The sequence below is a fragment of the Pseudomonas sp. BNK-30 genome, assembly GCF_047456185.1.
Classification (GTDB): Bacteria; Pseudomonadota; Gammaproteobacteria; order Pseudomonadales; family Pseudomonadaceae; genus Aquipseudomonas; species Aquipseudomonas putida_E.
Map to the genome: position 1 here is coordinate 1,033,413 of NZ_CP179904.1, position 23,592 is coordinate 1,057,004.

Genomic DNA, 23,592 nt, shown 5'->3' on the forward strand with positions numbered 1-23,592 from the left:
AACCACGCGCGGCAGCCGGCCCGACTTACCCAGACACTGGCAGGAACACCCCATGATGGACGCCTTCGAACTCCCGCTCTCGCTGGTCCAGGCCCTGGCGCAACGTGCTGCGCACACCCCTGAGCGCATCGCCTTGCGCTTTTTGGCCGATGCGCCCGGCGAGCAGGCGGTGCTCAGCTATCGGGAACTGGACATGCGTGCACGCACCATCGCCGCAGCCTTGCAGGCCCGCGCCGCGTTCGGTGACCGCGCCGTGCTGCTGTTCCCCAGCGGGCCGGACTATGTGGCGGCGTTCTTCGGCTGCCTGTATGCCGGTGTCATCGCCGTGCCGGCCTACCCGCCGGAGTCTTCGCGCCAGCATCACCAGGAGCGCCTGCTGTCGATCATCGATGACGCCGAGCCCCGCCTGCTGCTGACCGTCGCAGCGCTGCACGACAGCCTGCAGGGCCTGCAAGCACTCGCCGCAGACAGCGCCCCTGAGCTGCTTACGGTGGATGGCCTGGACCCGGCCCTGGCCAGTGACTGGCGCGAACCGGCGCTGGCCGGCGACGACATCGCCTTCCTCCAGTACACCTCCGGCTCCACCGCCCTGCCCAAGGGCGTGCAGGTCAGCCACGGCAACCTGGTGGCCAACGAGCAGTTGATCCGCCATGGGTTTGGCATCGACCTCAACCCCGATGATGTGATCGTCAGCTGGTTGCCGCTTTACCACGACATGGGCCTGATCGGCGGGCTGCTGCAGCCCATCTTCAGTGGCGTGCCGTGTGTGTTGATGTCGCCAGGTTACTTCCTCGCACGGCCGCAGCGCTGGCTGCAGGCGATCAGCGAATACGGCGGGACCATCAGCGGCGGGCCGGACTTTGCCTACCGCCTGTGCAGCGAGCGGGTCAGTGAGGCGGCCCTGGCCAGCCTCGACCTGAGCCGCTGGCGTGTGGCCTATTCCGGCTCCGAGCCGATCCGCCAGGACAGCCTGGACACCTTCGCCGAGAAGTTCGCCCCCTGCGGTTTCACGCCCAGCAGTTTCTTCGCCAGCTATGGCCTGGCCGAGGCCACCTTGTTCGTCAGCGGCAGCCGCCGTGGCCAAGGCATCGGCGCGCTGGAACTCGACGCCGACGCCTTCGCCGCCAACCGCGCAGAAGCCGGCAAGGGCAGCGTACTGATGAGCTGCGGCTACCCGCAGCCAAGCCATGCGGTACGTATCGTCGAGCCGCAGTGCCTGGACGTGCTGAGTGACAATCGGGTTGGCGAAATCTGGGCCGCAGGCCCCAGCATCGCTTTGGGCTACTGGCGCAACCCTGAGGCCAGTGCGCGGACCTTTGTCGAAATGGACGGCCAGACGTGGCTGCGCACCGGTGACCTGGGCTTCATGCGTGAAGGTGAAGTGTTCGTCACCGGGCGCCTGAAGGACATGCTGATCGTCCGTGGCCAGAACCTCTATCCGCAGGATCTGGAAAAAACCCTGGAACGTGAAGTCGATGTGCTGCGCAAGGGCCGTGTAGCGGTATTTGCCGTGGACGACCAGGGTGAAGAGGGGATCGGTGTAGCGGTGGAAATCAGCCGTAACGTGCAGAAGGCGTCCACCCCCGAGGCGCTGATCAAGACGCTGCGCCAGGTCGTCGCCGACGCCTGCCGGCAGGCGCCTGCCGTGGTCCTGTTGCTCAACCCGGGGGCCTTGCCCAAGACCTCCAGCGGCAAGCTGCAGCGATCGGCCTGCCGCCTGCGCATGGACGATGGCAGCCTGGACTGCTACGCACGCTTCCCGACGCCCGTCGAAACCGGTGAAACTGCCGCTGCCGGCGACGGCCTGCAGGCACGTATCGCGGCCCTCTGGTGCGAGGTGCTCAAGGCCGAATCAGTCGCCGCCGATGATCACTTCCTGCTGCTGGGCGGCAACTCCATCGCTGCCACCCAGGTGACTGCGCGTCTGGCCGATGAACTGGGTATCGCGCTGGGCCTGCGCACCCTGTTCGAAGCACCGACCCTGGCGCAGTACAGCGCCGCCGTGGCGGCAATCCTCGCCCAGGGGGGTGGCGAAACGGCGACCATTGCCCGCCTTGGCCGTGGGCAGGCCCTGCCGCAGTCGTTGGCGCAGAACCGCCTTTGGCTGCTGTGGCAGCTGGCGCCGCAGTCGGCGGCCTACAACATACCTGCCGGCCTGCACCTGCGCGGCGAGCTGGACGAAGCTGCGCTGGATGCCGCATTCCAGGCGCTGGTGGCGCGCCACGAATCGTTGCGCACCGTGTTCAGCGAAGAGCACGGCCAGGCGCTGCAGCGCATCCTGCCCCGGCAGGCGTTCACCCTGCTGCACCTGGACCTGCAAGGGCTGCCAGCCACCGAAGTGGCCGAGCGCCGCGAAGCCGAAGCACAGCTACCGTTCGACCTGGGCCAGGGCCCGTTGCTGCGCGTGACCCTGGTGCGGCTGGGTGACGAAGACCATCAGCTGTGGGTGACCTTGCACCACATCGTCGCCGATGGCTGGTCGCTGAACATCCTGCTCGACGAATTCGCCAAACTGTATGCCGCCCGTTGCCAGGGCCTTGAGGCTTCGCTGGCGCCTTTACCACTGGGTTACGCCGACTATGGCAACTGGCAGCGCCAATGGCTGGCTGAAGGCGAAAGCACGCGCCAGCTTGAATACTGGAAAGCCCGGCTGGGCGACGCGTTGCCGGTGCTCGACCTGCACCCGGACCGGCCGCGTTCCAGCCAGCAGGCAAACCGTGCGGCACGCTTGAACGTCAAAGTACCGGCCAAGCTGAGCGAAGCCCTCAAGGGCCTGGCCCGCGAACATCAGGCCAGCCTGTTCATGGTGCTGCTGGCAGCCTGGCAGGGCCTGCTGCACCGCTACACCGGCCAGCACGACATCCGTGTCGGTGTACCCAATGCCAACCGCCCGCGCCAGGAAACCCAGGGCATGGTCGGTTTCTTCATCAACACCCAGGTGCTGCGAGCGCAGCTCGATGGCCGCCAGCCGTTCGCGCAACTGCTGGCTCAGGTAAGGCAGGCGACCCTCGATGCCCAGGCCCACCAGGACCTGCCGTTCGAGCAACTGCTCGAAGCGTTGCCCGACGCCCGTGAGCAGGGCCTGTTCCAGGTCATGTTCAACCACCAGCAGCGCGACCTCTCGGCCCTGCGCCGCCTGCCGGGCTTGCTGGCAGAAGAGCTGCCGTGGCACAGCCGCGAAGCCAAGTTCGACCTGCAGTTGCACAGCGAGGAAGACCACTTGGGCCGCCTGAGCCTGGCCTTCGACTACGCCGCCGAGCTGTTTGCCGAAGATACCGTCACCCGCCTGGCACAGCACCTGCTGGCGCTGCTCGAGCAAGTGTGCGCGGACCCGCAACTGGCCCTGGGCGACGTCGCTTTGCTGGATGAGCAAGGCCGCCAACAATTGCTGGCCTGGGGCCAGGCGCCGGCGCCGGCACCGCAGCGCCTGGTGGTCGAGCAACTCAATGAACAGGCGCGCCAGACCCCTGAGCGCAGGGCGCTGGTATGGGACGGCGGCAGCCTGGATTACGCCGAACTGCACCAACAAGCCAACCGCCTGGCCCATTACCTGCGCGACAAAGGCGTCGGCCCCGACTGCTGCGTGGCCATCGCCGTGGAGCGCTCGCCGCAACTGCTGGTCGGTCTGCTGGCGATCCTCAAGGCGGGCGGTGCCTATGTGCCGCTTGATGTCGACTACCCGGCCGAACGCCTGGCCTACATGCTGCGCGATTGCCAGGCCAGCCTGCTACTGAGCAACAGCGGCATGCTGGCCAACCTGCCGCAAGTCGATGGCGTCAGCGCCATTGCCCTCGATCAGCTGCACCTGGACAGTTGGCCAAGCCACGCGCCTGGCCTGCACCTGCACGGCGACAACCTGGCCTATGTGATCTACACCTCCGGTTCCACCGGCCAGCCCAAAGGCGTGGGCAACACCCATGCAGCCTTGGCCGAACGCCTGCAGTGGATGCAGGCCACTTATGCGCTGGATGCGGGCGATGTGCTGATGCAGAAGGCGCCGATCAGTTTCGACGTGTCGGTCTGGGAGTGCTTCTGGCCGCTGATCACCGGTTGCAAGCTGGTGCTGGCCGGCCCCGGCGAGCACCGTGACCCGCAGCGCATCGCCGCGCTGGTGCAGCAGCACGGGGTCACCACGCTGCACTTCGTGCCGCCTTTGCTGCAGGTGTTCGTGCAAGAGCCGCTGGCCGCTGGCTGCAGCAGCTTGCGCCGGCTGTTCTGCGGTGGCGAGGCGTTGTCGGCGAGCCTGCGCGACCGCGTGCTGCAACGGCTGCCGCAGGTCCAACTGCACAACCGCTATGGCCCGACCGAAACCGCCATCAACGTCACCCATTGGCACTGCCGGGCTGAAGACGGCGAACGCTCGCCCATTGGCCGGCCGTTGGGCAACGTGATCTGCCGTGTGCTCGATGGCGAACTGCAACTGGCCGCACCGGGCGTGCCAGGCGAGCTGTACCTGGGAGGCGCGGGGCTTGCCCGCGGCTACCTCGGCCGCCCTGGCCTGACCGCCGAACGCTTCGTGCCGCAGGCCGATGGCAATGGCGAGCGCCTGTACCGCAGTGGCGACCGTGCCCGCTGGCAGGTACAGGCCCAGGCTCTGGAATACCTCGGCCGCCTGGACCAACAGGTGAAAGTGCGAGGTTTTCGCGTCGAGCCCGAAGAAGTCCAAGCCTGCCTGCTTGCTCAGCCGGGGGTCGAGCAAGCGCTGGTGCTGATCCATCAGGACGCCGTGGGCGCGCAGCTGGTCGGCTACTACAGCGGCCCGGGGCAAGCCGAGGCATTGCTCGCCAGCCTGGCCGAACGCCTGCCTGCCTACATGGTGCCAGCGCAACTGATCGCGCTTGAACACATGCCGCTGGGGCCCAGTGGCAAGGTCGATCGCAAGGCGCTGCCGGCACCGGTCTGGCAGCAGCGCGAACATGTCGCGCCGCAGACAGCGTTGCAGCAGCAGGTTGCGGCCATCTGGTGCGAGGTGCTGAACCTGCCGCGCATCGGCTTGCACGACGATTTCTTCGCCCTTGGCGGGCACTCGCTGCTGGCCACCCAGATCGTCTCGCGCACCCGCCAGGCCTGCGATGTCGAGCTGCCCTTGAAGGTGCTGTTCGAAGCCAGCGAGCTGGGCGCCTTCTGCGCCGAGATCGCCCGCATCCGCGAAGCCGGCGAACGCAACCTGCAGGGCGAGATCACCCGCGTCGACCGCCGCCAGGCTGTGCCGCTGTCGTATTCGCAACAACGCATGTGGTTCCTCTGGCAGATGGAGCCGGACAGCCCGGCCTACAACGTCGGCGGCATGGCGCGCCTGCGCGGCACGCTGCATGTGGATGCGTTCGAGCGCGCACTGCAGGCGTTGATCGTGCGCCATGAAACCTTGCGCACCACGTTCCCCGCCATTGACGGTGTGCCGTACCAGTGCGTGGCCGGCGAAGGCGCCGTACACCTGGACTGGCAGGATTTCAGCACCTTGCCAGCAGCCCTGCGCGAGCAGCGCCTGCAGCAACTGGCCGACGCCCAGGCGCACCAGCCGTTCGACCTGGAGCGTGGCCCGCTGCTGCGTGCCTGCCTGGTCAAGGCCGCGGAGCGCGAGCACTATTTCGTGCTCACGCTGCACCATATCGTCACCGAAGGCTGGGCCATGGACATCTTCGCCCGCGAACTGGGCGAGCTGTACGAAGCGTTCGTCGATGAACGCGAGTCGCCACTGACGCCGTTGCCGGTGCAGTACCTGGACTACAGCGTCTGGCAGCGGCAGTGGCTGGAAAGCGGCGAAGGGGCGCGCCAACTGGCCTACTGGAAAGCCCGCCTGGGCGACGAGCACCCGGTCCTGGCCCTGCCGGCTGACCGGCCACGCCCGGCCGTGCAGAGCCACCGTGGCGAGCTGTACCGCTTCGAGCTGGACCCGGCGCTGGTTGCCCGCGTGCAGGCCTTCAACAGCCAGCGCGGGCTGACCTTGTTCATGACCATGACCGCCACCCTGGCCGCCTTGCTGCACCGCTATAGCGGCCAGCGCGACCTGCGCATCGGTGCGCCGGTGGCCAACCGTATCCGCCCCGAAAGCGAAGGGCTGATCGGCGCCTTCCTCAACACCCAGGTGCTGCGCTGCGAGGTGGACGGGCAGATGACCGCAGCCGCCTTGCTCGACCAGGTGCGCCGGGCCGCCATCGAAGGCCAGTCGCACCAGGACCTGCCATTCGAGCAACTGGTAGAAGCCCTGCAGCCCCCGCGCAGCAGCGCCTACAACCCGCTGTTCCAAGTGATGTGCAACGTGCAGCGCTGGGCCTTCCAGCAAAGCCGTGAGCTGGCAGGCATGCAGGTGGATTACCTGGTCAACGATGCCAGCGCCACCAAGTTCGACCTGTACCTGGAAGTGACCGACCTCGATGGCCGTCTCGGCTGCTGCCTGACCTACAGCCGCGACCTGTTCGATGAACCGCGGATCGCGCGCATGGCCGAGCATTGGCAACAGTTGCTGGTCGGCCTGCTGGACAACCCGCAACAGCGCCTGTGCGAGCTGCCGATGCTGGCCGGGGCCGAACAGCAGGTATTGCTCGACCAGTTGCAGGGTGAGCATGATCTCGCCCCTGAGCAGACCCTTCACGGCCTGTTCGCCGCCCAGGCTGCGCGCACGCCACAAGCCGGCGCGCTGACCTTCGCCGGCCGGCACCTGAGCTATGCCGAGCTCGACCAGCAGGCCAACCGCCTGGCCCGTGCCCTGCGCGAGCGGGGTGTCGGCCCGCAGGTGCGCGTGGGCCTGGCGCTGGAGCGTTCGCTGGAGATGGTCGTCGGCCTGCTGGCCATCCTCAAGGCCGGTGGCGCTTACGTGCCGCTCGACCCGGAATACCCGCTCGACCGCTTGCGTTACATGATCGAGGACAGCCGTATCGGCCTGCTGCTGAGCCAGCGTGCGCTGCTCGAAACCCTTGGCGAACTGCCCGACGGCGTAGCGCGCTGGAGCCTGGAGGACGACGCCGCAGGCTTGTCCGCCTACAGCGATGCACCCTTGGCCAACCTCAACCTGCCGCAGCACCAGGCCTACCTGATCTACACCTCGGGGTCCACCGGCAAACCCAAGGGTGTGGTGGTCAGCCACGGCGAAATCGCCATGCATTGCCAGGCGGTGATCAAGGCCTTCGGCATGCGCAGCGACGACTGCGAACTGCACTTCTATTCGATCAACTTCGACGCGGCCAGCGAGCGCCTGCTGGTGCCGCTGCTGTGCGGCGCCCGCGTGGTGCTGCGTGCCCAGGGGCAATGGGGCGCCGAAGACATCTGCCAACTGGTACGCGAGCAGCAGGTCAGTATCCTCGGTTTCACCCCAAGCTACGGCAGCCAGCTGGCCCAGTACCTGGCCGGGCAGGGCGAGCAACTGCCGGTACGCCTGGTGATCACCGGCGGTGAGGCGCTGACCGGCGAGCACCTGACGCGTATCCGTCAGGCCTTCGCCCCCCAGCAGTTCTTCAACGCCTACGGCCCGACCGAGACGGTGGTCATGCCCCTGGCTTGTCTTGCCCCTGACACCTTGCCCACCGATGCCGGCAGCGTGCCGATCGGCCGGGTGATCGGTGCCCGCAGTGCCTATATCCTCGATGACGACCTGGCGTTGCTGCCACAAGGTGGCATCGGCGAGTTGTACATCGGCGGGGTAGGGCTTGCCCAGGGCTATCACGACCGCCCTGGCTTGAGCGCCGAGCGTTTTGTCGCCGACCCGTTCAGCCATGACGGTGGGCGCCTGTACCGCACCGGTGACCTGGTGCGCCTGCGCGCCGACGGCCTGGTGGAGTATGTCGGGCGTGCCGACCAGCAGGTGAAGATCCGCGGCTTCCGTATCGAGCTTGGCGAAATCGAGAGCTGTCTGCAGGCGCATGCCGATATCGAAGAGGCTGTGGTGCTGGCTCACGACTTGCCCGGCGGCAAACAGCTGGTCGGTTACCTGGTGTGCAAGCAGGCCAGCGCTGACAGTGAGGTCCAAGCCCGGTTGCGCGAAGCGGTCAAGGCGCACACCCGCCAGCACCTGCCCGATTACATGGTGCCAACGCACCTGGTGCTGCTGGGCAGCCTGCCGCTGATGGGCAACGGCAAGCTGGACCGCCGTGCCTTGCCGCTGCCAGACCTGGAACAGGCCCGCGAACAGTACCAGGCACCTGCGAACGCGCTTGAGGAGCAACTGGCGCAGATCTGGCGCGAGGTGCTCAACATCTCCCGCGTGGGCGTGCAGGACAACTTCTTTGAACTGGGCGGTGATTCGATCCTGTCCATCCAGGTGGTCAGCCGGGCCCGTCAGCTTGGCCTGCAGTTCACCCCGCGCGACCTGTTCCAGCACCAGACCATCCAGACACTGGCCGCCGTGGCCAGCCGCAGCGAGGTGGCGAACAGCATCGAGCAGGGCCAGCGCCAGGGCCGCAGCGGCCTGACGCCGATCCAGCACTGGTTCTTCGACAGTGAGGTGGCTCAACCGCAACACTGGAACCAGGCCGTCTTGCTTCAGGCGCGCGTGCCGCTGGACAGCGCCCTGCTGGAGCGGGCCCTGGCCACCCTGGTGGCACACCACGACAGCCTGCGCCTGCGGTTTACCCAGGCAGATGGCCGCTGGCAGGGCGAATACGCGGCAGCGCCTGGCGAGCAACTGCTATGGACTGCCACGGTCGCCGATTTCAATGCCTGTCAGGCGCTGTACACCGACGTACAATGCAGCCTGGATCTGGAACAGGGGCCATTGCTGCGGGCCTTGCTGGTCAGCGACGGGCAGGGCGCCCAGCGGCTGTTGCTGGCGATCCATCACCTGGTGGTCGATGGAGTGTCCTGGCGCGTGCTGCTCGAAGACCTGCAGGCGCTGTACCGTGGTCAGCCGCTGGTGGCCAAGACCCACGCCATGGCCGACTGGGCTGCGCGCCTGGCAAGCTACGCCGGCAGCGATTCGCTGCGCGATGAGCTCGGCTGGTGGCAAGACCAGCTGGGGGATGTGCGCCATGAGCTGCCATGCGATCACCCGCAGGGCGGCAACCTGCAGCGGCATGCCGATACCCTGGCCATCGCCCTGGATGTGGAGCAGACCCGTCAGTTGTTGCAACAGGCCCCCGCGGCGTACCACACCCAGGTCAACGACCTGCTGCTGACTGCCCTGGCGCGCACGCTGTGCCGCTGGACCGGTGACGACGAGGTGCTGGTGCAGCTAGAAGGCCATGGCCGTGACGGGCTGTTCGAAGACATGGACCTGACCCGCAGCGTGGGCTGGTTCACCAGCGCCTACCCGCTGCGCCTGAACCCTCAGGCGGGTGAGGACGACAGCGCCCGCGCCACCTCGATCAAACGCATCAAGGAACAGCTGCGCCAGGTGCCGCACAAAGGCCAGGGCTACGGCGTGCTGCGTTACCTGGCTGATGACGCCGGGCGCGAGAGCATGGCCGCGCTGCCGCAAGCACGCATCACCTTCAACTACCTCGGCCAGTTCGACCAGCAGTTCGACAGTGCGGCGCTGTTCCAGCCGCTGGATGCCCCTGCGGGCCTGGCCCACGACCTCGACGCGCCACTGCCGAACTGGCTGAGCGTCGACGGCCAGGTCTATGGCGGTGCCTTGCAGTTGCGCTGGACCTATAGCCGCGAGCGTTTCGACGAGCAGACCATTGCGCGCCTGGCCGAGGCTTATCGCCACGAACTGCTTGCCCTGGTCGGCCACTGCCTGGCCCAGGGTACGGGCAGCTTCACGCCCTCGGACTTCCCACTGGCGCACCTGACCCAGGAACAGATCGACGCGCTACCGGTTCCGGCTGCCGAAATCGAAGACGTCTACCCGCTGACCCCAATGCAGGAGGGCCTGCTGCTGCATACCCTGCTGGAGCCGGGTACCGGCATCTACTACATGCAGGACCGTTACCGCATCAACAGCGCCCTCGACCCGCAGCGCTTCGCCCAGGCCTGGCAGGCGGTGGTGGCCCGCCACGAGGCACTGCGGGCATCGTTCAGCTGGAATGCCGGCGAAGCGATGCTGCAGATCATCCACAAACCGGGGAACACTCCTGTCGACTACCAGGACTGGCGCGGCCTCGACGACACGGCCCAGGAACAACGCCTGCAAGCACTGCACAAGCAAGAGCGCGAGGCCGGCTTCGAGCTGCTGCGCCAGGCGCCGTTCCACCTGCGGCTGGTGCGGGTGGACGATGAACGTTACTGGTTCATGATGAGCAACCACCACATCCTCATCGATGCCTGGTGCCGCTCGTTGTTGATGAACGACTTCTTCGAGCTCTACCAGGCCCTCGGCGAAGGCCGCCAGGCCCAGCTGCCGATGCCGCCACGCTATCGCGACTACATCGGCTGGCTGCAACGCCAGGACCTGGGCGAAGCACGACGCTGGTGGCAGGCCAACCTGGCTGGCTTCGAGCGCGCCACGGCGATCCCAAGCGACCGCCCGCTGCGTCATGACCATGCCGGTGACCGCATGCTGGTCGGTGACTGCTACACCCGCCTGGAGGTGAGTGATGGCGTGCGCCTGCGCGAACTGGCCCAGGCTCACCAACTGACCATCAACACCTTCGCCCAGGCGGCCTGGGCCCTGGTGCTTGCCCGCTACAGCGGTGAGCGCGACGTGGCCTTTGGCGTGACCGTTGCCGGGCGGCCGGTGAGCATGCCGCAGATGCAGCGCACCGTCGGCCTGTTCATCAACAGCATCGCCCTGCGTGTGCAATTGCCCGAACCGGGCCAGCGCTGCAGCGTGCGCCAGTGGCTGCAAGGCCTGCTGGAGCGCAACATGGAGCTGCGCGAGTACGAATACCTGCCGTTGGTGACGATCCAGGAGTGCAGCGAACTGCCCAAAGGCCAGCCGCTGTTCAACAGCTTGTTCGTGTTCGAGAACGCCCCGGTGGAAACCGCGGTGCTCGACCACGCCCAGCACCTCAACGCCAGCTCGGACTCAGGCCGTACTCACACCAACTTCCCGTTGACGGCGGTGTGCTACCCGGGCGACGACCTTGGCCTGCACCTGTCGTTCGACCAGCGCTACTTCGACCATTCAACCGTCGAGCGCTTGCTGGCCGAGTTCAAGCGCCTGTTGCTGGCGTTGGTGCAAGGTTTCGACGGGCAGGTCAGCGAGCTGCCGTTGCTGGGTGAGGCAGAGGAACGCTTCCTGCTTCAGGCGTGCAACCGCACCGAACGGGCCTATGCCCTGGAGCAGAGCTACGTCGCGCAGTTCGAGGCACAGGTCGCCGCGCACCCAGAGCGCACGGTGGCCCGTTGCATGGAGGCGAGCTATGACTATGCCGGGTTGAACCTGGCAGCCAACCGCCTGGGCCATGCGCTGGTCGCTGCGGGTGCTGGCATCGATCAGCCGGTCGCGCTGCTGGCCGAGCGGGGCCTGCCACTGCTGGGCATGATCGTCGGCAGCTTCAAGGCAGGTGCCGGTTACCTGCCCTTGGACCCTGGTCTGCCGTCGGCGCGCCTGCAGCGTATCGTCGAGCTCAGCCGCACGCCGGTGCTGGTGTGCAGCGCAGCCTGTGCCGAGCAGGCGCGCCTGTTGCTGGACGAACTGGCCGGCGTGGCGCGGCCGCGGCTGTTGATATGGGAGGAGGTGCAATCGAGCAACATCGCCAGCCACAACCCGGGTATCCACAGTGGGCCGGACAATCTTGCCTACGTGATCTACACCTCAGGCTCCACTGGCCTGCCCAAAGGCGTGATGGTCGAGCAGCGCGGCATGCTCAACAACCAGCTGAGCAAGGTGCCGTACCTGGCGCTGAGCGAGCAGGATGTGATTGCCCAGACCGCCTCGCAGAGCTTCGATATCTCGGTCTGGCAGTTCCTTGCCGCGCCATTGTTCGGCGCCAGGGTCGAGATCGTGCCAAACGCCATCGCCCACGATCCGCAGGGCCTGCTGACGCATGTTCAGGCCACCGGCATCACGGTGCTGGAGAGCGTGCCCTCGCTGATCCAGGGCATGCTGGCCAACGATCATCAGGCGCTGGGCGGCTTGCGCTGGATGCTGCCGACCGGCGAAGCCATGCCGCCGGAGCTGGCCGCGCAATGGCTGCAGCGCTACCCGGGCATCGGCCTGGTCAACGCCTACGGCCCGGCGGAGTGCTCCGATGACGTGGCGTTCTTCCGCGTCGACCTGGCCTCGACCCGTGGCAGCTACCTGCCGATCGGCACGCCAACCGACAACAACCGCCTGTATCTGTACGGCGAGGACCAGGCCTTGGTACCGCTGGGCGCGGTGGGCGAGCTGTGCGTAGCCGGTACCGGCGTGGGCCGGGGCTATGTCGGCGACCCGGTGCGTACCGCTCTGGCCTTCATCCCCCACCCGCATGGTGCGCCGGGCGAGCGCCTGTACCGCACTGGTGACCTGGCACGGCAGCGCCCGGATGGCGTGTTCGAATATGTCGGTCGCATCGACCACCAGGTGAAGATCCGCGGTTACCGGATCGAACTGGGTGAAATCGAAGCCCGCCTGCACGAGCAGGTCGAAATCCGCGACGCCGCCGTGGGTGTACAGGACGGTGTCAACGGCAAGCACCTGGTCGGATACCTGGTGGCTCATCAGGGCGTTACCGCCGATGCCGCGCTGCTGGAGCAGGTCAAGCAACGCCTGCGTGCTGATTTGCCGGAATACATGGTGCCGCTGCACTGGGGCTGGTTCGACAGCCTGCCGCACAACGCCAACGGCAAGCTTGACCGCAAGGCTTTGCCGGCCATCGACATCGGCGGCCAGCATGGCCAGGCCTACCTGGCGCCACGCGACGAGCTGGAAGAGGTGCTCGCCGCTATCTGGGCCGACGTGCTGAAGGCCGAGCGGGTAGGGGTGCACGACAACTTCTTCGAGCTGGGCGGGCATTCGCTTCTGGCAACGCAGATTGCCTCGCGGGTGCAGAAACAGTTGCAGTTGAACGTGCCGCTGCGGGCGATGTTCGAGTGCAGTACGGTTGAGGAGTTGGCGGAGTATGTGCGTGGGCTGCAGGGCAGCGCGCTGGATGAGGGCAAGGTGGATCGGTTGAGTGATCTGATGGCGGAGCTGGAGGGGTTGTGACAGCCACAGCTTAGTCTGTAACGGCCTCTTCGCGGGCTACCCCGCTCCCACAGGTTTTGCGTTGTATCACAAACAGCGGCGAGCCTGTGGGAGTCGATTTACCCGCAAAGAGGTGGCTGCGGTCACCCAGTATTTGATACGTTTCGGGAGGTTTTCTTCATTGTTTTGAATGGGGGCGTTGATGATCGTGTAGCCAATGAGCTGAGTGCACAATAATAGAGTGATGTTTGTCCTCTGGCATGGCCGAGGCGGGGAGGTCCGGTGCTTTAGGTTGTTGTTTGGGGGTGGTTCAAAGTTAAGTATTTCATAGTTGTAGATTCTTATTGTTTTCATTTCGTCTCTGGGATGCAATTCAAGTGCTGTGACTGAAGCCAGCCAGGCTGCAGAGTAAGCCTGCGTCAAGAGTTGCTGTAGGGTTGGCAAATGTCAACCTGTGTTAATCCGGCCCTGAGCGAGCGAAACTGATGCGGCGGTTTATTGGGGTTTTTAAATGTAAGAATAATGCTTAGGTGTTTTCCTACAGAGACTAAGTAGGATGGGTGGATCTTGTCGTTTATTGAGATGTTCTGGCAGGTTTTCTTGAGGTGGTGAGTACTTTTCGCTTTTATTCTTTGAATTGATTGCGATGCGTTTATAGCGTTTTTTTTTTGTGATTAGTGTTTCGTGATGTTTTCGGCGGGCAACTCAATAGCCGGGTGGAAGGGGACCTGCTTTGTCCCGCTTCTTTCAGGGAGGGGTATTGTTGCGCTTGCGAGATCGAGCGCCGCCCGCGCGGCGCTCGATCTCAGGAGCACCGAGAACCCGAAATCTGCAACATTTAACGCTTGCCGAGAATTTTCCCCAACAACTCCGGCCGCGGTGCCCCTTGCTGGCTCTGCAGGTTGCCCTGCTCATCCTGATAGAAGATTGCCGGGGTGGCCTGCAGGCCCATTTCTTCCATCAAGGCCAGGTTCGCCGCCAGTTTCTGCTGCACCTCCTCTGGCACCTTGTCCAGCGCTTTCAGCGTGCTGGCCTTGCCTGCTTTCTCATGCTGTTCCAGCGCTTTGGCCGGGTCCTTGGCAGCCAGCAGTGCCGCCGACTTGCCTGGGCTGTCCTCGCGGATGATGCCGACCATGATATGGCGCAGCTGCACCTTGCCCGACTCTACCCATGGCCGTGCCTGCTGCCAGAACATGTTGCAGTATGGGCAGTTCGGGTCACTGAACAGGTATACCTTGCGCGGTGCATCGGCTTTGCCGTCAGCGATCCAGCTGGTTTTTTCCAGCTTCGCCCAGATGGCCTTGGACATGGGCCCGTACACCAGCTTTTCCAGGGGGGCGGCACTGAGGTCCTGGCCCTGTTCGTCAAACAGGCTGCCGACCAGTACATGCTTGCCATCGGGTGTGAGGTACAGGGCGATGCCGTTGTTCTGGTACTCGGCGGCGTAACCGCGCAGGCCATTGGGCGCATCGAAGCTGCCTTTGATCACGGCGCCCTTGGCTTGCAGTTGCTCGATTGCCTTGGGCAGGGTTTCGGCATGCGCCAGCGGGGTGGCCAGCAGGGCCAGGGACAGGGGCAGCAGTGCAGTCAGTCGCATGTCATTTTCCTTGTGCGGCAGGGGCGGGCGCAGCGGCCCGTTCGAAAGGTTCCAGGGCATGGCGCAGGCTGGCCCGGGACAGCTCGCCCAGGTGGCTGCCGATCAGCCGCCCGTTGGCGTCGTAGAACAGGGTGGTGGGCAGGGCCATCGAACCTACCCGCTGGGCCAGGATGCCGGTGCCGTCGAACAGCACATGGGTCAGGCTCAGGCCGGTGGTGGCGAGGAAGGTGCTGACGTTTTCCGGCGTCTCGCCCTGGTTGACGAACAGGAAAGTCACGTGAGGGTACTCACCCTGGGCGTGTTGCAGCACCGGCATTTCCCGTCGGCACGGCGGGCACCAGGTCGCCCAGATGTTGATCACCAGCGGCTTGCCGCGGTAGCTGTGCAGCGCAACCGATTGCCCGCTGGCATTGCGCAGGCTCAGCTCTGGCAGCTCGGTGCCCTTGCTGTACAGATGGCTGCCAAGGCTGGCCAGGCCCCAGAACAGCGCGCCACTGAACAGTGCCCAGCCCAGCGGGCGGCGCAGCCCGGGGTGGCGCCAGCCTTGCCAGAGGCTGGCGAGTACGACGCCGATCAGCCCCGACCAGAGCAGGAAGCCACCGTCGCGGATGTCGATCACCTGCACCAGGTCATCGCGGTACATCGGCCAGTAAACCAGCACGAAACCCAGCCGAGCGCACAGCAGGCCGATCAGGAACAGGTTGAACAGCGCCGACTCCGGGCTTTCGCCGCCACGCCGGGCGACCCACCAGCCGACCACGCTGGCGATGCCCAGGGCGGCGAGCATCAACAGATGATTGAGGGCCATGGTCAGGGGCCCCAAGGTTACAGTCAGCATCAACCTTGGCTCCTGGTCTGGGCCCAATGTTGCAGGAATGCGGCCGCATCCACCTCGCCGGTGATGCGCCGTGCGCGGCGTTCCTCGCCTTCCGGGCCGAGCCAGATGATGCTGGGTGGGCCGGGTACCTGGTAGCGTTGCAGCAGCGCGCGGCTGGCGGGGGCATCGGCGGTCACGTCCAGGCGCAGCAGGTGCACGCCGGCCAGGCTGGCTTGCACATCGTCACGGGCAAACACCTGCTTTTCCATGACTTTGCACGATACGCACCAGTCGGCGTAGTAATCGACCATCACCCATTGGCCACGGGCTTTGGCCGCATCGAGCTCACGCTGCAGGTCCTCCGGGCGGCTGACGGTGACAAACGCATCTTCGGCGTGCTGAGTGGCCGAAGGTGCGGGGCCACCGGCAAACGGGCGCAACGGCTGCCAGAGGTCATCGCCACCGGCGGCAGCGCCTATCAGCAGCAGCCCACCCCACAATGCGCCCAGCAGCGGTACGGCGCGCAAGGCAGGCAAGCGCTGCAGGGCCGGCCACGCGGCCCAGCCCAGTGCAATCAGCCACGCGCCGCTCAAGGCCAGCAGCAGCGGTGCGGCGAGCAGGCTGCGTACGGTGTACAGGGCCATGGCCAGGAACACGAAGCCGAACACCCCCTTGACCCGCTCCATCCAGGCGCCCGGGCGCGGCAGGTAGCGGTTGCCCAAGGTCACCAGCAACAGCAGTGGCACACCCATGCCCAGGCCAAGGCTGAACAGCACCAGCGCGCCTTGCAGCACATCGCCACTCTGCGCGATGTAAAGCAGGGCGCCGGCCAGCGGGGCGGTCATGCACGGCCCGAGCAGCAGGCCGGACAGTGCTCCCAATAGCGCCGCACCGTAGAGGTTGCCGCCCCGGGTGCTCTGCCCGGCACGGTCCAGGCGATCACGCAGGGCGGCTGGCAATTGCAATTCGAAAGCGCCAAACATCGGCAGGGCAAGTAACACGAACAGCGCCGCCAGGCTGCCCAACAGCCAAGGCTGCTGCAGCCAGGCTTGCAGGCTGGCGCCAAGCAGCGCAGCGACCACGCCGAGCCCTGCATACACCAGCGCCATGCTCAGCACGTAGACCCCGGCCAGCACCCAGCCACGTCGTGCGCTGGCGCCGTTGCCCATGACCAGGCCGGCGAGGATCGGCAGCATGGGCAGCGAGCAAGGGGTGAACGCCAGCAGCAGGCCGAGGCCGAAGAACGCCAGCAGGCTCCAGCCAAGGCTGGCGCTTTGCAGGCCGCTGGCCAGGGCTTGGTCGCTGGCCTGGTCAGTGGCAGGCGCGGCGCTGCCGCCCAGGTCGATGACAGTGGTTTGCGGCGGGTAGCACAGGCCGGCGTCGGCGCAGCCCTGCCAGCCCAGGCGCAACTGGCCTTGGGCGTTGGCGGGCAGCAGCAGTTCGAGTTGGTCGCGGTACACCGCGCTGTCGCCGAAGAATTCATCGTGATGGTTGAGGGCCGGCGGCAGTTGCGGGTGCTGCTCGACGGGTAGGCCGTCGAATTTCAGGCGCTTCTGGTAGAGGTAGTAACCCTGTTTGATCTGGAAATAAAGGCGCATCTGGCCGTCGGCCTGGCGGTCGTGGGTCAGGACGAACGCCTGGTTCACCGGCAGGAAGTCGGGCTTTACGTCGAACGGGTTGGCCTGCAGCGGGCCGGCCATAAGGAATGTGAGGAAGAGCAGGAGGACGCGCATGTCTTCGCCTTGGCAGATTTGAACGGGGCCATGCTGGCCTGAGCCGATTAACCCAAGGTTAACCTGTGGCCCCGTTCGTGCGAGCTGAGCGTGGACATACCGCGACATACTGTCTGCTTGACTTTGCCAAAACCTACTTGAGTGCTGTAAAGTTGACGTGAAAGTCAGTTTTCTGTGGGCGCCCTGTGTCGGCGGTCACCTCCTTCCGCGTTTCCAGCACAAGAATCAAAAGATGGGCAGGCAGCGGCCTGCCCAGAGGATCAAGCATGTCCAACCGTGATATTTCCCGGCGCTCCTTCCTGCAAGGTGGCCTGATCGCCGGTGTCGGCGTGAGCATGGCGCCGCTCGGCAGCCAGGCCTTCGCCGCACTGATGGAAGATCGTGTCACCACCTCGCCGCAGAAGTGGATGAACCACGACGGCAAGGCGCGTTTCCGTAACGACGCGTTGTCCAAGGTGTGCGGCAACAAAGTCTTTGCCCGCGACATCCGCGCCAAGGACATGCCCGGCTGGCCCGAGCAGCAAGGGCACGCCATGTTGCTCAAGACCACCAAGGCCGACCGTATCTACGCCGGTTACGACCTTGAGTGGCTCGGCGCCGGGTTGCAGCCAGACCGCATCGTCACCTCCGCTGACCTGGAAAAGGACGGCATCGCCTGGCCCGAAGCTCATTCGCCCGACCCGCTGTTGCCGCCTGGCAAGGTGCCGATGTTCATTGGCCACCCGGTGGCGATCCTGATCTGGAACGACTTCGAGCGCTTCCGCCAGGCCAAGCGCAAGCTGCAGTTCAACGACAAAGCGATCCGCTACGGGGCCCAGGCCCCGCTGTATCAGCGCGACCCCTATGGCAGCTTCCGCTTCGTCCGTGTTGGTGGGGCCACGCCGTTCGACGACGATGAGTTCTCCAGCCTGAAGAACGCCATGCTGTTCCCCACCATTCTCAACCGTAAGCCGGTGTGGTCCAAGCAGCCCAACCAGCACGGCGACCTCACCGAGCAGGGCCTGTTCTACGCCAAACGCATCGGCGAGCAACTGGACAACCCGCCCGAAGACTGGCTGGTGTTCGATGAGCGCTACAAGACGCCTTCCATCGAGCCGGCGGCGCTTGAGCCCGACAACGGCAATGGCTGGTTCGACGCCGGCACCGGCACGCTGCACTTCGTGGTCGCCACCCAGTGCCCGTTCGAAGTGGCGCAGGACTGCGTGCACATGATCAAGCCGTCGCGCTTCGCCCTCAAACACCTCAACATGCACCCGGGTTACACCGTGGGCTATGGCTCCAAAGACAACAACATCTTCGTGTTCTATGCCGCGGTTGCCGCGCTGTATGGCGCTGGTGTGCCGGTCCGCCTGGCCAACGACCGCTATGAGCAGTTCCAGAGCGGCATCAAGCGTCATGCCTTCGACATCCGCTATCAACTGGCCGTGGACAAGAAGGACAACAGCTTCAGGATCTTCCGCGCCGACATGAGCTGTGACGGCGGTGGCCGCATCAACTACAGCCCGTCGGTTGCCGCAGTCGGGGCCACGGCGGCGCAGTCTATCTACTACATGCCGCAGAACGACCTGTCCGTCACCGCCTACCACTCGCGGGGCGTCGAGGCAGGGTCCATGCGTGGCTACGGTACCCTGCAGACCATGGCGGCCACCGAAATGATGGTCGACGAGGTCGCCCAACGCCTGGGTGTCGATGCCATCGACCTGCGTCGGGCCAATGCGCTGAAGTCAGGCATGAAGAACACCCAAGGCGCAGTGCCCGCCGGCGCTCTGCGCCTGCACGAGATCCTCGACAAGGCTGCTGCCCACGACTGGTGGCGCAACCGTGACGCGCGCAAGCGACAGATGGACGCCAAGGACCCGGACCACTGGTACGGCGTGGGCTTTGCCATTTGCCAGAAGGATTTCGGCACCGGTTCCGAAGCGCCGATGGCCAGCGTCGAGTTCACTGCCGATGGCCGCATCAGCCTGCGCCACATCGGCACCGAACTGGGCACCGGCATGTCCACTTCCCAGGCCCTGGTGGTCAGCGACTTCCTCGGCCGCTCGGCCGACGAGGTGAAGACCGCAGTGACCGAGTGGCCTGAACTGCAACTGGCCACCAGCGGCAACCCTTACCTGATCAGCCAGGCCGAGCAGGATGCGGCGCTGCGCAACCCGCGCTGGGTCGGCAAACTGGCATCGCCATCGTCGGCGACCAACTCGGCGTTCTATTTCAGCCACGCCACCCGGGAAGCGGCGCGCGTGCTGTTCAATCATGGCCTCTGGCCGGCGGCCATGGCCCTGTGGCGCCAAGGCCCGTTCGGCGGGCAGGCCAACCCCTTGGTGGTGCGCCGCGAGAACGCGGTATGGGTCAATGGTGAGCTGACCGGCAACGGGCTGGCGCCTATTCCCTTCGCCGAGCTTGCGAAGAAAGCCCACGAAATGGGCCTGGTCACCGGCGTCAGCGTTCACGGTTTCAACCGTTGGAGCTGGGCAGAAGCCGACTTCGTCATCGACGGCGTGCGCGAGCGTTTCCCGCTCGATGCCGTGGCCGTTAAATACGGCGACGGTGCGCCGAACGCCAAGAAAGCGCAGATGAGCAGCAACGGCTACCACTTGCTCGACCGGCAGAACGCCGCCTACCCGGCCACCCAGTTGAACAACGCCATGGTCACTTACTACAGCCCGGTGGCCACCATCGTCGAAGTGAAAGTGAACAAGGGCACCCATGAAGTCCAGGTGCTCAACCATCACAGCTGGGTCGAGTGCGGCCGGGTGTTGGTACCGGAGCTGGTCAAGGGCCAGCTCGAAGGCGGCATCGCCATGGGCATTGGCCATGCGCTGACCGAAGAGATGCCACTGCATGAGGGTGGCCCGGGGGAGGGCGACTGGAACTTCAACCGCTATCGCCTGCCGCATGCCAAGGACGTGGCCGTCTGGAAGCAGACGTCCGAGATCCTCCCACCGTTGTCGCCCACCGACCCGTCCAAGGGCATTGCCGAGGTGGTGATGATCCCGGTGGTCGGTGCCATCGGCAACGCCGTGGCCCATGCCATTGGCAAGCGTGTTCGCGATCTTCCGATTACTCCAGCCCGCATCAAGGAGGCCCTCAATGGCTAACCGTCCGCTTCAACTGACCCTCAATGGTCAACCTGTCGGTCCGGTCGAGGTCCCCGACGACCTGGCGATGATCGATTACCTGCACGAACACCAGAACCTCACCGGCTCGCGCCTGGGCTGCGGTCAGGGTATCTGCCATGCCTGCGTGGTGATCGTCGACAACCCCGATGGCACCAGTGAAGAAGTGCGCACCTGCATCACCGGTGCCCACTACTTCGCCGGCAAGAAGGTCCGTACCATCGAGAGCCATGCCAAGCAGGACGAGGCCGGCAACTTCACACTGAACCCGATCCAGCAGAAGTTCGTCGACCTGTTCGCCTTCCAGTGCAGCTACTGTGCACCCGGCTTCGTCAACGCGGCGACCGTGCTGGTGGAAAATGCCCAGCGCCAGCCGGTGAAGAAGAGCGAACTTGAAGACCGCATCGAAGAGAGTCTGGGGCATCACATTTGCCGCTGCACCGGCTACGTACGCTATTACGATGCTACCCGCACGGTCCTCAACGACCTCGGCCTGGTCAAGGAGGGTTGAGCATGGCGTTCGTTCGTTCCGGTCTCACGCTGGCGCTGGGCCTTGCCGTCGCCATGGTTGCCCACGCAGATGACCAGGCGCTGGTCAAACGTGGGGAATACCTGGCCCGTGCTGCCGACTGCATGGCCTGCCACACCGCCGAAGGCGGCGCGCCGTATGCCGGCGGCCTGCCGATCCACTCGCCGTTCGGGACCATCTATGGCACCAACATCACCCCGGACAAACAGTACGGCATCGGCAACTACACGGCCGACGAATTCTTTGCGGCCGTCACCGAGGGCAAACGCAAGGACGGCGCCAACCTGTACCCGGCGATGCCCTACACCTCGTACCACCTGATCTTGCGGGAAGACTCGGACGCGATCCTGGCATACCTGATGACCGTGCCGCCGATCAACCGCCCGGCACCGCAGACCAAGCTCAGCTTCCCGTTCAACGTGCGCATGGGCCTGTCGGGCTGGAACATGCTGTACGGCAAGAGCGTGCAGTTGCAGCCCACCGACGGCAAGAGCCCGGCATGGCAGCGCGGGCAGTACATGGTCGAAGTCATGGGCCACTGCGGCGAGTGCCATACCCCGCGTAACGCGATTGGTGCGCTGCAGCAGGATCAACGCCTGACCGGCGGGCTGCTCAATGGCTACCTGGCACCGAGCCTGCTGGCCAAGGACCTGGCCGAGCGTGGCTGGACCCACCCCGACCTCACCACCTTCCTCAAGCACGGCATCAGCGCCCAGGGCAGCATGTTCAACGAGATGTACCCGGTGGTGCACCACAGCACCCAGCATCTCAAGGACGCCGACCTGGCTGCCATGGCCACTTATCTGTTGGGTGAACAGCCACCGCCTGCCAAGGTCATACAGGAAGTCCCCCTGGACCAGCTCAGCGACAGCGCCAAGCGCGGCCGTCAGCAGTACCTCAACGTCTGCGCCGGCTGCCACGGTGTCGACGGCGAAGGCAAGCCGCATATCGCGGTGGCCATGCAGGGCAACACGGTGCTGCGTCAGGGGGACTCGCGCAACCTGGTCAAGGCCATCCTCGACGGTATCCGTGAGCAGCAATTCACAGGCTTCGAACGCATGCAGCCAATGCCAGGCTTTGCCGACAAACTCAGTGATGAGCAGGTCACGGATATGGTCAACTACCTGCGTCAGGCCTGGGGCGGATTGCCGGGTGATTTGAGCGTACAGCAGCTAGCTGAGCTGAAGGCGGAGTAATACGTGCAACATCTAGATCTGCAGGTCGTACACCAGGCGATGCAGTGGTCGGGCAACGGCCAGCGGGTCTGGTTGTGCACGGTGCTTGCCACTTACGGGTCGGCGCCTCGCGCGCCGGGCTCGCTGCTGGCGGTGAACGAGGCAGGGCAGTGGGTGGGCTCGCTGTCGGGCGGCTGCGTCGAGGAAGACTTCCTTGAGCGCGTGGCCCTTGGCGAGTTTCCCGAGCCGGTCGCGATCGTGCGTTATGGCGATGGCAGCGACCGGCGCTCGAGCATTCGTCTGCCCTGTGGCGGGGTGCTGGAGGTGCTGGTGGAAAACCTGCCGGCCGATTGCGAAGTGCAGGCGCATCTGCGCGCCTTGGCTGGTGCGTTGCAGGGCCAGCGGCGGCTCTTGCGCGAGGTGAGCCTGCCTGACGGCACGCGCCGGCTCAGCGACGACTCGTGCCAGGGCCCAAGGGTCGAACGTGATAGCACCCGTGTGCGTCTGCGTGTGGGCGCTGCCCAGCGGCTGCTGTTGGCGGGGTATTCCAGCGTTGCGCATTATTGCGCCGAGTTCGGCAAAGGGCTGGGTTTTGAAGTCATCCTCTGCGACCCGCGTGACGAGGTGCTCGAAGGCGTGGTGCTGGACGGCATCGAAGTGCGCCGCGAGTTGCCGTCGGAATTCATCGCCAACGGTGGTTGCCATGCCGACACGGCAGTGGTTGCATTGACCCATGATCCCAAAATCGATGACTTGGCCATGCTTGAAGCAGTACGTACCGAGGCGTTTTACATTGGCGTGATGGGCTCAAAGGCCACCTCCGACAAGCGTCGCGAACGCCTGCAGCGCATCGGTGGCCTGGGCACTGGCGAGCTGGCGCGCATCCACGCACCGATCGGCCTCAACCTGGGCAGCAAGACCCCAGCAGAGATCGCCCTGGCAGTGTTGGCCGATATCCTGCGCATGCGTAACGGCATCGAGCGGGCGGCGCTGTGAGGATCGTCGCGCTGGTGCTGGCGGCGGGCAGCAGCGTGCGTTTCGGTGGCGACAAGCGCCGGGCCACGTTGGGCGACGGGCGCAGCTTGCTGGTGCATAGCGTCGAGCGGGCTTGCTCGGTGTTCAGCGATGTTCGCGTGGTACTGCGCGATGGCGAGCGGGGCGAAGACCTGGGCTTGCCGGGCGCATGCCGGATCATCGCCAGCCCGGATGCCGGGTTGGGGATGGGGCATAGCCTGGCGGCTGGGGCTGCGTCGTTGATCGACAGTGAGGCACAGGCGGTGGCGGTTCTGTTGGGCGATATGCCCTGGATCGCTCAGGCAACATTAGGCCAGCTTGCCTCAGTTGCCGATGCATCTGCGATCGTCTTGCCAGAACATGACGGCCAACAGGGGCACCCCGTGTTGTTCGGGCGCGATTTCTGGCCGGCGCTTACACGCCTGACGGGTGATGAGGGGGCGCGCTCGGTGGTGAAGGCGCACCCGGCGAGTTGCATCAGGCTTGAAGTGCAGGACGCCGGGGTGTTGCAGGATGTGGACCGGCCAGAGGCGGTAAACCGCTGAGCGCGGGCGGCACTCGATCTCACCGGCGCTAGAATTCATGCGTCGGGCCTCAAACAACCGACACACCCGCTACCGGAAAAA

9 protein-coding genes are annotated in these 23,592 nt (G+C 65.4%); 6 read left to right on the top strand and 3 right to left on the bottom strand.

The annotated features are described in order from the left end of the window. Positions 1 to 55: 55 nt before the first annotated feature. The gene (locus ACMGGN_RS04925) at positions 56 to 13,006 is read left to right on the top strand and encodes a non-ribosomal peptide synthetase (RefSeq protein WP_414156824.1); all 12,951 of its coding nucleotides are present in this window, start codon (positions 56 to 58) and stop codon (positions 13,004 to 13,006) included. 817 nt (positions 13,007 to 13,823) lie between these two features. Here the strand turns inward: ACMGGN_RS04925 and dsbG are convergent. From dsbG to dsbD, 3 genes are read right to left on the bottom strand one after another with little or no spacing between them, the layout of a single operon-like run. Further along, positions 13,824 to 14,582 carry a thiol:disulfide interchange protein DsbG gene (gene dsbG / locus ACMGGN_RS04930; RefSeq protein ID WP_414156495.1) on the bottom strand — a complete coding sequence of 253 codons (759 nt, stop codon included), beginning with the start codon at positions 14,580 to 14,582 and terminating at the stop codon, positions 13,824 to 13,826. 1 nt (position 14,583) lies between these two features. After that, complete coding sequence (locus ACMGGN_RS04935; protein ID WP_046785283.1) at positions 14,584 to 15,420, bottom strand: TlpA family protein disulfide reductase; 837 nt, start codon at positions 15,418 to 15,420, stop codon at positions 14,584 to 14,586. Continuing rightward, a complete protein-coding gene (dsbD, locus tag ACMGGN_RS04940) occupies positions 15,420 to 17,132 on the bottom strand; it encodes a protein-disulfide reductase DsbD (protein WP_115274254.1) in 1,713 nt (570 codons plus the stop codon). The genes ACMGGN_RS04935 and dsbD overlap by 1 nt, the downstream gene beginning before the upstream one ends. A gap of 266 nt (positions 17,133 to 17,398) precedes the next feature. Between dsbD and ACMGGN_RS04945 the strand changes: the two genes are divergently transcribed. The 5 genes from ACMGGN_RS04945 to ACMGGN_RS04965 are packed head-to-tail and all read left to right on the top strand — an operon-like array spanning position 17,399 to position 23,511. Beyond that, positions 17,399 to 20,230, top strand: a complete 2,832-nt coding sequence (locus ACMGGN_RS04945; RefSeq protein ID WP_414156496.1) for a xanthine dehydrogenase family protein molybdopterin-binding subunit — start codon at positions 17,399 to 17,401, stop codon at positions 20,228 to 20,230. Then, positions 20,223 to 20,759, top strand: a complete 537-nt coding sequence (locus ACMGGN_RS04950) for a (2Fe-2S)-binding protein (RefSeq protein WP_012315391.1) — start codon at positions 20,223 to 20,225, stop codon at positions 20,757 to 20,759. Before ACMGGN_RS04945 ends, ACMGGN_RS04950 begins: the two co-directional genes overlap by 8 nt. Before the next feature lie 2 nt (positions 20,760 to 20,761). Beyond that, entirely contained in the window at positions 20,762 to 21,973 is a 1,212-nt protein-coding gene (locus ACMGGN_RS04955; protein WP_414156497.1) for a c-type cytochrome, read from the top strand. Between the two features lie 3 nt (positions 21,974 to 21,976). Continuing rightward, positions 21,977 to 22,948 (top strand): XdhC family protein, encoded by a 972-nt coding sequence (locus ACMGGN_RS04960; RefSeq protein WP_346641023.1) that lies wholly within the window; start codon positions 21,977 to 21,979, stop codon positions 22,946 to 22,948. Further along, positions 22,945 to 23,511 carry a nucleotidyltransferase family protein gene (locus tag ACMGGN_RS04965; RefSeq protein WP_346641024.1) on the top strand — a complete coding sequence of 189 codons (567 nt, stop codon included), beginning with the start codon at positions 22,945 to 22,947 and terminating at the stop codon, positions 23,509 to 23,511. The genes ACMGGN_RS04960 and ACMGGN_RS04965 overlap by 4 nt, the downstream gene beginning before the upstream one ends. The last annotated feature ends 81 nt before the right edge of the window (positions 23,512 to 23,592 follow it).

Excerpts from the sequence above, each read along its gene's own strand:
- ACMGGN_RS04925 (WP_414156824.1), top strand. The coding sequence starts at position 56 with ATGGACGCCTTCGAACTCCCGCTCTCGCTGGTCCAGGCCCTGGCGCAA.
- dsbG (WP_414156495.1), bottom strand. The coding sequence starts at position 14,582 with ATGCGACTGACTGCACTGCTGCCCCTGTCCCTGGCCCTGCTGGCCACC.
- ACMGGN_RS04935 (WP_046785283.1), bottom strand. The coding sequence starts at position 15,420 with ATGCTGACTGTAACCTTGGGGCCCCTGACCATGGCCCTCAATCATCTG.
- dsbD (WP_115274254.1), bottom strand. The coding sequence starts at position 17,132 with ATGCGCGTCCTCCTGCTCTTCCTCACATTCCTTATGGCCGGCCCGCTG.
- ACMGGN_RS04945 (WP_414156496.1), top strand. The coding sequence starts at position 17,399 with ATGTCCAACCGTGATATTTCCCGGCGCTCCTTCCTGCAAGGTGGCCTG.
- ACMGGN_RS04950 (WP_012315391.1), top strand. The coding sequence starts at position 20,223 with ATGGCTAACCGTCCGCTTCAACTGACCCTCAATGGTCAACCTGTCGGT.
- ACMGGN_RS04955 (WP_414156497.1), top strand. The coding sequence starts at position 20,762 with ATGGCGTTCGTTCGTTCCGGTCTCACGCTGGCGCTGGGCCTTGCCGTC.